This is a genomic window from Mesorhizobium sp. WSM3873 (assembly GCF_001672445.1).
GTDB lineage: Bacteria > Pseudomonadota > Alphaproteobacteria > Rhizobiales > Rhizobiaceae > Mesorhizobium.
Window position 1 is genome coordinate 1 of sequence record NZ_LYTM01000042.1, and the last position, 11648, is coordinate 11648.

Here is an 11648-nt window from a genome sequence, read left to right on the forward strand (position 1 = left end):
CCCCTATTCCCCTCCCTTCCCTTCAATTCAACGAAAGCGCCGTCCGGAACTCCTTCGTGGTGTTGCGGTTGGGATAGGGTTCGTCCGGCACCGGAACGCCGAGATGGGCGCAGAGCGGCGCCCAGCCGTCGCCCAGCTTGTGAACCAGCAGGCGCTCGGCCGGCACCGTCTTCAGCACCGCTTCGATATTGGCCTCATAGACGGCAATCGCATGTGCGCGGTCCTGCGGACGGCCGCCGAAAACCTGCTTCGTGACAAGGGCGACGCCCAACGACTCCTGATCCTGGCTGTCAATGACGGCCGGCAGGATGGTTTTTGCGAAACTCTCCCACCAGCTTTCCGGCGAGCGCCAGGTGAGGATGACGCGCGCCTCGGGGTAGGCCTCGATCAGCTCGCGCCAGTAATGCACGGAGGGCCAGTCGACGCAGGATTTATAACCGGCAAACAGCCGATCCCAATCCGGCGCGGCGCCTTGGGCGAGCGCTCGCCAGAGCCGCTTCTGCTCCGCATGCGCCATGACCTCCGACATGTGATGGCACGGGCCGAAGCCGAGCATGGTCAGCGCCTCGCGCATCGAATCCGTGCCGGTGCGGCCGAAGCCGGTTCCTATCACCCTGATGGTCATTCTCCCCTCCTCCCACTTGTCTTCCCCATGGTCCGATGCGGCGCGATCAACCTTCCCGAAGCACGAACCGCAAGCGATTGCCTTCCGGGTCCGCGGTCTCCACGGCACCGCCGATCTTTTTCGGCGGCAGGTTGGCGGCATCGAGCCTGCGTTCCAGCGCAGCCAGCTCCTCGACCGATGCAAGCTCAACAGTGAAATGGTCGAGGCCGGCGGCACCCGGCGGCGGCTCGCGCAGCTCGTCACGCGCCCAGATATTGAAGGCGACCATATGCGGCCGGCTCCCGGTACCGCAGTCGAACATGCCGAAACTTCTCGACTGGATGTGCGGGCGGAAGCCGAGCACGCCGACATAGAATTCCATCAGTTCTTCCGGCGCGCGGGCGCGCATATGGATGTGGCCGATGAAGGCGTTCTTCGCCATCCTCTGCTCGACATGGCCGGAATTGCCGAGGTCGCGCAAAAGGCCCGGGAGATGGAGCGGCTCGAGCCCGGAATGCGCGCTGCCGTCGGTGCCGATCAGCGCCACGCGGCCATCGGCCGACACCTCGCGGCGCAGACAGCGTTCCGGCGTGTCGAAGCAGATCTCGATGCCGTTGCCCGACGGGTCGGAAACGTAGAGCGATTCCGAAACCAGGTGGTCCTGGGCGCTGTAGCGCAAGCCGGAAGCCTTAAGCCGGGCGGCGGTGTGGGCGAGGTCGCGGCGGCTCGTCACATGGATGGCGACGTGGAAGAGATCGCGCGATTTCTGCGGCAGCGCAATCTGCGCTCCGGCGTGAAGCACGATAAGCTTCCGCCCGCCGGCGCCGAGCTCCACCGTGACGGCATCCTCGCCGAGGACCGCCAATCCGAGCGTATCGCGCCAGACGATCAAGGCAGCCGGGATGTCGGTCACCCTGAGATGGACCGGCCCGAGACGGGTGGCTTGAGGCAACCCTTCGTCCATCGTCGTCCGTCCGATTGCGGTCGGCGAACATATTAGCCGTGAACGATATTTCTGTCTCGCGCCAAGTTCGGGTTGACCCCTCCCCGGCGGGCGGCGACTATTGCCACGAAGCTTCTTGGGAGGAGACCACATGGACGAGACCGACCACTGGCGCAACATGGCGAGCGCGCCGCGGGACGGCAGTCGCATCCTGGTGACGGTGCGCTCGTCCGAACAGGGACCGGCCGAGGTCGACATGGCCTACTGGTCGCGCGCCGACCAGTTCGGCGAGGAAGGCTGGCGGGCGTCGGATTCATCGCCCGGACGCATCGTCGAATATGCCGAGCCGGAGTTGAGATGCTGGATGCCGCTGCCCACGGCGGGGCGAGGTTCGTTGCCGAGCCCCTGGGAAGGCGAGGACGTGCCGCTGGTGGATGGCGAGGGAATTTGAGTCTCTCTTTGGCGATTGGCGAAAGCGGCCGTGACAGCTGATCTCCCCCCTTGAGGGGGAGATGTCCGGCAGGACAGAGGGGGTCGTCCCACGTAGATCGCCGACATGATCGTCGTCAGGGAAGGACGCTGGCGCTCGACGTTAGACGACCCCCCCTGTCGCCTTCGGCGACATCTCCCCCTCAAGGAGGGAGATTAGCAGCGCGCCCTACTCCACCGCCACCATCACCGCTCCCGCCTCGATCTTGGCCGGATAGGTCCTGAGGTTGATGCATGGCGGCAGGCGCTTGGCGGCTCCGGTGCGATAGTCGAAGGCGCCGGCGTGCTTTGGGCATTCGACCTCGTAGTCCATGACCAGGCCGTCGGCGATGTGCACCGCCTCATGCGTGCAGAGCCCGTCGGTGCAGAAGACCTCGTCGTCGGGCGAGCGAAAGACGGCATAGGTCTTGCCGCCATGGTCGAAGCGGCGGGCGCCTTCCTGTTCGATGTCGTCGAGCCCGCAGGCCCTGATCCAACCGGTCATTGTGCTTCCCTTCAGATCGCGGCTCACCCATCGGGGCGGCGAAGCCGCCGCCCCGAGGATCCGGGCCTAGTTCTTGTTCAGGTATTCCGCCGCGTTGGCGGGCGTCACCAATTCGAAAGGCACATAGACGACGCGGTCGACCTTCTCGCCCTTGGCGAGCGCGAGCGCCGCATCGACACCGCCGCCGCCCTGGCCCTTGGCGTTCTGGAACACCGTGACCGAGAGCTCGCCGGCCTTCATCGCCTGCAGGCCGTCCTGCGTGGCATCGATGCCGCCGACCACGACATTCTTCAGGTCGACGCCGTTGGCCTTGAGCGCCAGGATGGCGCCGATGGCGGATTCGTCGTTGTTGGCGATGACGGCGTCGGGCGCCGGGCCGGCAGTCAGCCAGTTGGTCATCAGGTTCTGCGCATTGTCGCGCGACCATTCGGACGACTGCTTGTCGGTGACCTTGATGAAATTGCACATGTCGGTCGAAAAGATCTGCTCGACATCCTTGGTGCGCTGGAGCGCCGCCTGATGCACCAAGCTGCCCATGATGATGTAGGCCGTAGCGCCGGCCGACTTGCCCTTGGCGCGCAGCATCTTGCAGACCTCGAAAGCTTCCAGCGTGCCGGACTCGACCTCGTTCGAGCCGACATAGACCTGCTTCTCCGGCAGGTTCTTCATGTCCGACGGCTCGAGGTTCACGAAAACCAGCGGAATGCCGGCCTTGGCGGCTTCCTCGCTGATGGTCTTCGAGGCATTGGTGTCGACCAGCGTGACGATGATGGCGTCGACACCGCTGGCGATGAAATTCTTGACCTGGTCGAGCTGTTTGGCAACGTCGTTTTGGGCGTCCTCGACCTGGATGTCAGCGCCCTTCTCCTTGGCGCGGGCCTGCATGCCATGCATCAGCAGCGTCTGGAAATTGTTGTCGAAGTTGACGATCGAGACGCCGAGCTTGGCGGCGAAGGCGCCGGTCGAGACAGTCGCGAACGCGGTCGTCATCAAAGCGGCGAGCGCCGTCGAGATGAGAAGCTTCTTCACGGGTTTCCTCCCTCTGGATTTGGAGTGCCGGCTCACTCCTGTCTTGTTCGCCGGCCCTTTCGGGATCGTTGAAGTAGGCGGCTCAGGCCGGCCACGTGGCTTTCCATGCGGCTGTCATTTCGCGGCGGCGTTGACGCGCGCCTTCTTCTTCTCGTAGCGGGCCTGCATGCGCGCCTCGCCGTCCTTGCTGCCGTCATGGAAGGTGCCGAACCAGCGGTCGAACGGGATCAGGCCGTCGCCGTAGTTCACCTCGAAATACTTGTGGTGCAGGTAGTGGATATAGGCGTGGCTATCGACCGATCTGTCCTCCGTCAGTTCCACCTTGTCGAAGCCGACATGGCCCGGGATCGCGCCGAAGCCGGCATAGTGGAGCTGGTAGAGCGCCAGCAGCGGGTTTGACGGAATGATCAGGTGCCAGAAGGCGACGCCGAGATAGCCGAGCTGCTCCACCGGATGCATCGACAGCGACGACCAGGGCGACGGGTTGACCGAATTGTGGTGCACCGAATGCACCCATTTGTAGAGCGGCCCCAAATGGATCGTCCGGTGCAGCAGGAAGAAATGCGTCTCGTGGATGATCGGCACCACCAGCGCCAGACAGAACAGGTAGATGGGGTTCTCGGCGAAGGTCAGCCACGGCACATAGCCGTTGGCGTAGGCGTAGAGGATCGCCACCTCGATCGCCGTCCAGATCGGCATGCCGGTGCCGAAGGTGCGCAGCATGTTGTCGATGTTCTGGTTCTCGAAGAAGAAGGCTTTGCTCTTCTGCTCCGAGGGCCATTTGCCGTTGTATTTGAAGCGGTTGCCTTGGGTTCTCAAAATGTAGAGTCGAAGCTCGAAAGCGCCGAAGAAGACAAGCAGCGCCGCGCAGTTGACGATGAAAAGGCGCAGGATCCAGCCGATGGCGAGCGTCTTCATCGTCTCGACGTCCGGCAGCACGTAGCGCCACCACACCACTGCCGAGAGGGCGAAGAGCACGTTGTAGGGCAGGAAATAATGCGGCAGCCACTTCAGCAGCGCCAGCGGTCGCGGCGGAAACGCAAAGAGCGGCGCGGTGCCGGCCGGTTCGTTCGGGGCCCAATCGCCTCTCTTGTTGCGCGTGCCGTATTGCAGGTCGTCCATGGCTGGTCTCACAGCGATTGAGAAAGCGTGAGGAAGCGGTCATAGGCGGCATCGTCCATGTCCACCTGGTGCTTCGCTTCCGGGTAGCTGCCTTCGGCGACGTCGCGGCCGAAGGCGCGGAAGGCATTGATGCGCTTTTCCTGCAGCTCGGCCTCCAGCGTGACGAAGTCGGCATAGCGCTTGGCATGGCGCGGATAGTGGCCGGTGTGGGTGCCCAGCACGTCGCAGGAGAAGAGATACTGCGTGTCGCAAGCAGTGCCGCAGCCCATGCCCATGGTGATCAGCGGCGTCGAGCGGGTGATGTGGTCGGCGAGCCTGACCGGCACCACCTCGACCTCGATGCAGGCCGCACCCGCATTCTCCAGGTCCTTGGCCGCGCGCAGCACCTTGAAGGCCTCTTCCGCCGTGCGGCCGACGGCACGGAAATTCGTCCAGGTGGCGCGGTTCGGCACCAGGCCGACATGGCCGGTGACGGGAATGCCTTCCGCCGCCATCGCCTCGATGAAGCGCGGCGAGTGCGATGAATAGACCGCGTCGGCGCCGCGCTTCATCATGGCGAAGCCCAGCCGCACCGCCTCGTCCGGCGACGCGACCGCGCCATGCGGCATGCCGACGGAGAGGAACGCGTGAGGCGCCGCTTGGCGGATCGATTCCAGATTGTGGTCGGGCTCGCAGGAGAGGATGACGATGTCGCAGGCGACCGCGGCCGCCGCCTCGGCCGGCGTGTCGACATGCAGCTGCAGCCATTTCCTGCTGCCCTTGGCGCTTTGCAGGTCGTAGGCCGTCAAGCGTCTTGCCACCGATGATCCTCCCGTTCGCGGGCAGACGATCAGGCTTGTGAAAGGTCCCCCTCACCCGGATTGGCAGCCGATTTGCGAAGCGCAATTCGGGGCCATCCGACCTCTCCCCAGGGAGAGAGGAGCCAGGCTGCGTCGGTGCCGGCCCTCTTCTCCGCTCGGGAGAAGGTGGCCGCGCAGCGGCCGGATGAGGGGGAGAATTCGCACATGCTCGTCTCCCGTTCGCGGTCGAGTTAGCACCGCGATGCCGGCCAAGGCTCGCGCAACCTTGATCAAATCAGATCAAAGGTTCTCGGCAGTGAAGGTGATGAAGCGGATCGGCGGGTTGTCGACCGGCAGGTCGTGCAGGTTGAGCGCCGCCAACACCAGGTCGATGGCGCGGCGCGCCTGCGCCTCCGGCGCCTGGTCGAGCACGACGTCCATCGTGCCGTCACGCAGGCCGCGCGTGCTGCGCTCGGTCAGTTCATGGCCGACGAAGAAGACGTCGCGACCGCGTGGGTGCCGGCGCAGCACTTCGTTCAGCGCCGTGTTGGCGCCACCGGCATTGTACAGGCCGGCAAGGTCGGACCAGCGCACAAACGCCTCATGCAGCTGCTCGGCATTGCGGTCGCCGTTGTCGAAACCGAACAGGGTGGCGATGGGTTCGAAATCCCGCCCCTCGTCGATCAGATAGTCGAAGAAGCCCCGCACGCGGTCGCGGTGGACGCGATAGATCTGGCTGTGACAGATCGCGACCACCTTGCCCGGCCGCCGCTGCATCTTCGCCATCAGCAGCCCCGCCATGCGGCCGGCGGCGTAATTGTCGATGCCGACATAGGTGCTCTTGGTGCCGGAGATCTGGGTGACGATCTGCACCGTCGGGATGTTTTCCGCCTCCAGCTTCGCCACCGCCGCGCTCACCAGCGGATGGTCGGGCACGGCGAGGATCAGCGCGGCGCGCCGCATTTCCGGTTCGAGGATGCGCTTGGCGATCGCCGCCGGATTGGCCTCGTCGAGAAAGGTGCGGTGGACGGCGATCGAGCGGTCGAGCGTCGCGGCGATGCGTTCGAAGGCACGGGAGAGGCGCGCGAAGAAGGTGGCGTCGGGCCTGACCAGGATCACCTCGATGCGGATGACGCCCCGATGCGCTTCGGGGAGCCGGCGCGGATAATCGAGCGAGCGCGCCGCCGCCACCACTTTCTCGACGGTCTCGGGGCGCACCCCGCCCCTGCCGTTCAAAACGCGCTCCACCGTCGCCGTGCCGACCCCGGCGCGGCGGGCGATCTCGAGAAAGGTGGGCTTTGGAATGGGCGGGCTCCTGGGGGTGCTGAGTTGGTAAGAAGACAAAATATCCAGGCGCCAATCGATTTCCAAGAACAGGTAGCGCGCCCCCTGCCCTGCCGGTCATCAGGAGATGTCGCCTTCGGCGAAGCTGCCAATCTCCCCCCTCGTGGGGGAGATGTCCGGCAGGACAGAGGGGGGCGCCGTAGAGTAGAAGCCTTGGCGAAACAAACCTCAGTCCCACCGCTCGAGCATGCCGCATACGCCCTTACCACCCAGACATCGCGCCAATGCGAAATCGATGCGCAAGGTTATGACCGACGCAGAGCTGAAGCTCTGGAACGAACTTCGCGCGCATCGGCTGATGGGCCTGGGCTTCCGCAGGCAGTTTCCGATCGCAGGCTACATCGTCGACCTCGCCTGCCCGGAGAAGAGGCTGATCGTCGAGGTGGATGGATCGCAGCATGGCGATGCTGGGCGTGCGGATGCTGATGCGATCCGGACGAAGCGACTGGAACAGGACGGTTGGACGGTGCTGCGCTTCTGGAACGACGATGTCCTCCGCGACATCGACAATGTCTGTCAGCACATTGTTATCGCGGCGGGATTGGCTGGACCGACCTGAGACGCCGGCGGGACAGCGCCCCCCTCTGTCCTGCCGGACATCTCCCCCACGAGGGGGGAGATTGGCAGCTTCAGCGCCGGTTTCCAGCAGGGCGCTCCAACGCCTCAAAACATAAACGCTGCCGTCGCCGAGTTTGGTCCCGTACGGCCGTCGGCGACGCCGCCCAGGCCGCACTATCCCGCGAACGTCTCGACGATGATGCGGGCCATATCGCGGTGGACTGCCTCGCGCGACGCCCGCGGCGCGGTGGATCCGGTGTAATAGACGGCCACGAGAATGGGCGCGCCCTCGGGCGGCCAAAGGATTGCGACGATGTTGGTCGTCCCGTTGTCGCCGCTGCCGGTCTTGTCGCCGATGCCCCACGTTGCGGGCAGCCCGGCACGAATTCGCGCCGCGCCAACCTTGTCTTCGATCAGCCAGGCCTCGAGCCGTTTGCGAGATGCCGGCGACAGCGCGTCCCCCAGCAGGATGCGCCTGGCGTCGCCAAGCGCCGCCCTCGGGCTGGTCGTATCGCGCTTGTCGCCGGGGATGGCCGTGTTCAGCGTCGGCTCGGTGCGATCGAGCCGGGTGACATCGTCGCCGAGCGAGCGTGCGAAGCGCGTAAGGCCCTGCGGCCCGCCGAGCACCCTGAGCAGCAGGTTGCCGGCGGTGTTGTCGCTCCAGACGACCGCCGCGGCGCAGACATCCTCGAGCTTCATGCCATCGCCGACGTGGTCCTTCGTGATCGGCGAATAGCCCGGTTCGACATCGGATGCGGCATAGACGATGCGGTCGTCGAGCTTGGCCTTGCCGTCATCGACGGCCTTGAGCACGCCCGCGGCGGCGAGGAACTTGAAGGTGCTGGTCATCGGAAACAGTTCGTCCGCCCGGTACTCGATCGCGGCGTTGGTCCCGACATCGAGAATCATGACGCCCAGGCGCCCGCCATTCCTGGCTTCGAGCGCTTCGACCGCCTTGGTCGCGGCCACCACATCGGCCTTGCCCGGCCGCGTCGCCGCCTGGATACGGACGATCGGCAAGGATGCGAATGCGCCGGCAAGCGCTGAACGCCGGGTGATCGAGGTCATCTGTTTCTCCATTTTGGGCAGGTTTTTTTGGGGCGCAGGCGGAGCGCCGGTGAAAAGTGCATTGGCCAAGGAGCGCCGAAGCGATCGGACGCGCGGCTAGTCGGTGAGCCGCGACAGCACCTGGTAGGCCGCCCTGACTCGCGCCTCATTCGGGTAAGCCTTGTTCGCCAGCATGACGATGCCGATCTTCCTCGACGGGACATAGGCGACATAGGCGCCGAAGCCGTTCGTCGAGCCGGTCTTGTTGAGCACCACGTCGGCGCGTGGCGCCATCGGCGGCTCGATCGCAGTTGCAGGGATCGGCTGAAGCATACTGGGCGCATTCCCGGCGACGATCTTCGCCAGGTCGACCGGATAGGGATACTGCTCCCAGATCAGATCCTGGATGAGTTCGCCAGCGCGGAAATAACCGGTGTGGGTGGCTTCGAGCGCGCGTGCGACATCGTCCGGCACCTTGCCGATGCCCATGTTGGCCTCGATGAAGCGGATCATGTCGACTGCGTTCGACTTGATCCCGTAGGCCTCTTCGGCGAGCAATGCCGGGGTGACGCGGACGGGCTTGTCGTTGCGGTTATAGCCCCAGGCATAGGATTTCATCTGTGCGGCCGGGACGTTGACGTAGGTTCGCCGCAAGCCGAGTTCCGGCAACAGCCGTTTTTCCATCAGCGCCGGGAAGCTCGCGCCCATCGCCTTGGCGGTGGCCATCCCGAGCAGGCCGATGCTCGGGTTGGCGTAGGTGCGGGTGGTGGCGGCCGCGAATTGCGGCTTCCATTGGCGATAATAGGCGATGAGCTGTTTTTGCGTCTTCACCGTATCGGGCAGCTGTAGCGGGAAACCGCCGGCCGTGTGCGTGGCGAGGTCGAGCAGCCTGACATCGCCCAGCGCGCTGCCCTGAAGCTCGGGCATGTGCTTGCCGACCTTGTCGCCAAGCGCGAGCTTGCCCTCGACCTCGGCATAGGCCGCGAGCGTCGCGGTGAAGGTTTTGCTGATCGAGCCGAGCTCGAACAATGTATCGCGGGTGACGGCGGCCCTGGTGTCCTTTTCGGCCACGCCATAGTCGATGAAGAAACGCTCGCCGTTCACGGACACGGCGACGGCCATCCCCGGAATGTCGTACTGGGCGATCACCGGCTTCACCGCCTCATCGACGAGGTGCCTTATCTTGGCGTCCTGATCGGCGGCGCGAGCGCCCGACAGGCTGCCCGGCGCGCAGGCGAGGACGACGGCAGCGATGGTGAAGCGAAGCCGGCTGCACATGATCTGCTCCCTCTGGATCGGACGATTGCGGGTTTATGACCCCTTCGAACCGGCTACAAACGATGATAAATCGCAACAGCTATAAGATAATCTTGGGCATCGATGGTTCGACCTTACCTGCCGCTCAATGCATTGCGGGCCTTCGAGGCGTCGGCCAGGCATCTCAGCTTCACACGCGCCGGCATCGAGTTGGCGGTGACGCAGGCCGCCGTTAGCCAGCAGGTTCGATCGCTCGAACAGCGGCTCGGCGTGCAGCTGTTTCGCAGGTTGCCTCGCGGCCTCAAGATCACGGCGGAAGGCGAGGCTCTGCTGCCGATCGTCGGCGACGCCTTCGACCGCCTGGGGCGATCGCTGGAGCGGGTCGGATCTGGAAAACTGCGCGAACCGCTCGTCGTCGGCGCCGTCGGAACCTTCGCCGTCGGCTGGCTGCTTCCGAGACTGGAAGACTTCCGGCGCACCCCATCCGTTCGTCGAGCTGCGGCTGTCCACCAACAACAACCGCGTCGACCTGGCGGCCGAGGGATTGGATTTTTCGATCCGCTTCGGCAACGGCGCCTGGCATGGACTTGATGCGACGGAACTTTTCGAAGCACCTCTGACGCCGCTTTGCACGCCGGAACTGGCGGCGACGCTTCACGCGCCGCAGGACCTCGGCGCGCTTACCTTGCTGCGCAGCTACCGTCAGGACGAATGGAGCCGCTGGTTCGAGGCCGCCGGCATGGAAGCGCCTGCGAACTTCGCGAGCGCGATCGTCTTCGATTCTTCACTGGCGATGATGGAAGCCGCCGAACAAGGGGCAGGCGTTGCGCTGGCTCCGGCGCTGATGTTTTCGCGACAACTGAGCAAGGGGTCGATAAGGCGCCCTTTCCAGGCCTCAATATCGCTCGGCAGCTATTGGCTGACCAAGTTGAAGTCCAGGGAACCGACCGCCGCGATGTCGGCCTTTGCGGACTGGATCACCAGCTTGGAACCGGACAGACGAAGCGCGCTCAGCTAGCGGTGCTTCAGCCGGCTTTCGCCGCCTCCGATGCCCCGAACCTCAGCCCATCCATCAAGAGCTTCACCAGCCGCCCCGAGCGGTCCCGCCAGTCGGGCGTGTTGGGGGCGGAGTAGATGCCGCCTAGCGCATGCAGCACGTCCGACGCATCGACGTCGGCGCGGATCTTCCCCGCAGCTGCGGCCTGTTCGACCAGCCCCTTCAGCGCGCCGGATACGCGGCCCGAGGTATCGGAGAACAGCGTCGAGTTGGTGGTGAGCAACAGCCGCAGGCTTGTCGCCAGACCGCGCTTGGTGGCGATGTAGTCGACGAAGCGCTGCATCCAGAGTTCCAGCGCCACATCGGGCGGATGAGCGCCGGCAAGTTCCTCGGCCGCATGGCAGAGCGCTTCCACCTCGCGGCGGTAGACCACCTCGACCAGATGCTCGCGCGTCGGGAAATGCCGGTAGAGCGTGCCGATGCCGACTCCTGCCCGCTTGGCGATCTCCTCCAGCGAGGCATCGACACCCTCGGCGGCAAACGCCTGCGCCGCCGCCTCGACAAGCTTGTCGCGGTTGCGCCGCGCGTCGGCGCGCAGCGGCTTTGGCGCCGGCGTTTCAGGCTTTTCGGCAGGCTCCGAAGGCTGTTCAGTCAGTTTTTTCTCCACTGTCGCAATATGGGGCTTGAACCCATGCGGGTCAGCCCCCACGTAAATAAACGGAGGCGCCTCCGTTTTAGTGGAGTTGTCTTATCATATAATCAGGGCAAGCGGTATGTCACGGGGTAAGCGCCTAATCTCCCCCCTCGAGGGGGAGATGTCGCCGCAGGCGACAGAGGGGGTCGCCGCGCGTGAAGCGCCTTGCTGGCGCGCGACGCGCGAGGACGTTGGCGCTCGACGTGAGACGACCCCCTCTGCCCTGCCGGGCATCTCCCCCGCAAGGGGGGAGATTAGCTGCTTCGACGCCTTGCCCCTCTCCTCCCAAGCCCCATTTCCC

Annotated in this window: 12 protein-coding genes and 1 pseudogene; 3 read left to right on the top strand and 10 right to left on the bottom strand. The window is 64.9% G+C overall.

Annotated elements, in window-relative coordinates; genetic code table 11:
- Window positions 1–22: 22 nt before the first annotated feature.
- Entirely contained in the window at window positions 23–625 is a 603-nt protein-coding gene (locus tag A9K71_RS22790; protein WP_067001323.1) for a sulfotransferase family protein, read from the bottom strand.
- Window positions 626–671: 46 nt separating this feature from the next.
- Window positions 672–1568, bottom strand: coding sequence for a VOC family protein (locus tag A9K71_RS22795; RefSeq protein WP_067001324.1), 897 nt, complete (start codon window positions 1566–1568; stop codon window positions 672–674).
- A 130-nt stretch (window positions 1569–1698) separates the two neighbouring features.
- Here A9K71_RS22795 and A9K71_RS22800 point away from each other — a divergent pair, with 130 nt between their 5' ends.
- Window positions 1699–1998, top strand: a complete 300-nt coding sequence (locus tag A9K71_RS22800) for a hypothetical protein (protein WP_067001327.1) — start codon at window positions 1699–1701, stop codon at window positions 1996–1998.
- A 207-nt stretch (window positions 1999–2205) separates the two neighbouring features.
- Here the strand turns inward: A9K71_RS22800 and A9K71_RS22805 are convergent, their stop codons facing one another.
- The 5 genes from A9K71_RS22805 to A9K71_RS22825 all read right to left on the bottom strand — a co-directional run bounded on the left by A9K71_RS22805 (window position 2206) and on the right by A9K71_RS22825 (window position 6755).
- A complete protein-coding gene (locus tag A9K71_RS22805) occupies window positions 2206–2520 on the bottom strand; it encodes a MocE family 2Fe-2S type ferredoxin (RefSeq protein ID WP_067001331.1) in 315 nt (104 codons plus the stop codon).
- Window positions 2521–2586: 66 nt separating this feature from the next.
- Window positions 2587–3549, bottom strand: coding sequence for a substrate-binding domain-containing protein (locus tag A9K71_RS22810; protein ID WP_067001334.1), 963 nt, complete (start codon window positions 3547–3549; stop codon window positions 2587–2589).
- Window positions 3550–3663: 114 nt separating this feature from the next.
- Window positions 3664–4671 (bottom strand): sterol desaturase family protein, encoded by a 1008-nt coding sequence (locus tag A9K71_RS22815; protein WP_067001337.1) that lies wholly within the window; start codon window positions 4669–4671, stop codon window positions 3664–3666.
- A gap of 8 nt (window positions 4672–4679) precedes the next feature.
- Complete coding sequence (locus tag A9K71_RS22820; RefSeq protein WP_067001339.1) at window positions 4680–5471, bottom strand: 3-methyl-2-oxobutanoate hydroxymethyltransferase; 792 nt, start codon at window positions 5469–5471, stop codon at window positions 4680–4682.
- Between the two features lie 279 nt (window positions 5472–5750).
- Window positions 5751–6755, bottom strand: a complete 1005-nt coding sequence (locus A9K71_RS22825; protein ID WP_067001348.1) for a LacI family DNA-binding transcriptional regulator — start codon at window positions 6753–6755, stop codon at window positions 5751–5753.
- A gap of 226 nt (window positions 6756–6981) precedes the next feature.
- On the opposite strand from A9K71_RS22825, the gene A9K71_RS22830 reads away from it, so the two are divergent.
- Window positions 6982–7353 carry a DUF559 domain-containing protein gene (locus A9K71_RS22830; protein WP_067001341.1) on the top strand — a complete coding sequence of 124 codons (372 nt, stop codon included), beginning with the start codon at window positions 6982–6984 and terminating at the stop codon, window positions 7351–7353.
- A 173-nt stretch (window positions 7354–7526) separates the two neighbouring features.
- Here the strand turns inward: A9K71_RS22830 and bla are convergent, their stop codons facing one another.
- Both bla and ampC read right to left on the bottom strand, forming a co-directional pair.
- Complete coding sequence (bla, locus tag A9K71_RS22835; RefSeq protein WP_067001351.1) at window positions 7527–8420, bottom strand: class A beta-lactamase; 894 nt, start codon at window positions 8418–8420, stop codon at window positions 7527–7529.
- 96 nt (window positions 8421–8516) lie between these two features.
- Window positions 8517–9677, bottom strand: coding sequence for a class C beta-lactamase (gene ampC / locus A9K71_RS22840; protein WP_067001343.1), 1161 nt, complete (start codon window positions 9675–9677; stop codon window positions 8517–8519).
- Between the two features lie 102 nt (window positions 9678–9779).
- Here ampC and A9K71_RS22845 point away from each other — a divergent pair.
- Window positions 9780–10674 (top strand): annotated as a pseudogene (locus tag A9K71_RS22845) (LysR family transcriptional regulator).
- 7 nt (window positions 10675–10681) lie between these two features.
- On the opposite strand, the gene A9K71_RS22850 reads toward A9K71_RS22845, so the two are convergent.
- Window positions 10682–11308, bottom strand: a complete 627-nt coding sequence (locus A9K71_RS22850) for a TetR/AcrR family transcriptional regulator (RefSeq protein ID WP_082980661.1) — start codon at window positions 11306–11308, stop codon at window positions 10682–10684.
- Between the last annotated feature and the right edge of the window lie 340 nt (window positions 11309–11648).

Excerpts from the sequence above, each read along its gene's own strand:
- A9K71_RS22790 (WP_067001323.1), bottom strand. The coding sequence starts at position 625 with ATGACCATCAGGGTGATAGGAACCGGCTTCGGCCGCACCGGCACGGAT.
- A9K71_RS22795 (WP_067001324.1), bottom strand. The coding sequence starts at position 1,568 with ATGGACGAAGGGTTGCCTCAAGCCACCCGTCTCGGGCCGGTCCATCTC.
- A9K71_RS22800 (WP_067001327.1), top strand. The coding sequence starts at position 1,699 with ATGGACGAGACCGACCACTGGCGCAACATGGCGAGCGCGCCGCGGGAC.
- A9K71_RS22805 (WP_067001331.1), bottom strand. The coding sequence starts at position 2,520 with ATGACCGGTTGGATCAGGGCCTGCGGGCTCGACGACATCGAACAGGAA.
- A9K71_RS22815 (WP_067001337.1), bottom strand. The coding sequence starts at position 4,671 with ATGGACGACCTGCAATACGGCACGCGCAACAAGAGAGGCGATTGGGCC.
- A9K71_RS22830 (WP_067001341.1), top strand. The coding sequence starts at position 6,982 with ATGCCGCATACGCCCTTACCACCCAGACATCGCGCCAATGCGAAATCG.
- bla (WP_067001351.1), bottom strand. The coding sequence starts at position 8,420 with ATGACCTCGATCACCCGGCGTTCAGCGCTTGCCGGCGCATTCGCATCC.
- ampC (WP_067001343.1), bottom strand. The coding sequence starts at position 9,677 with ATGTGCAGCCGGCTTCGCTTCACCATCGCTGCCGTCGTCCTCGCCTGC.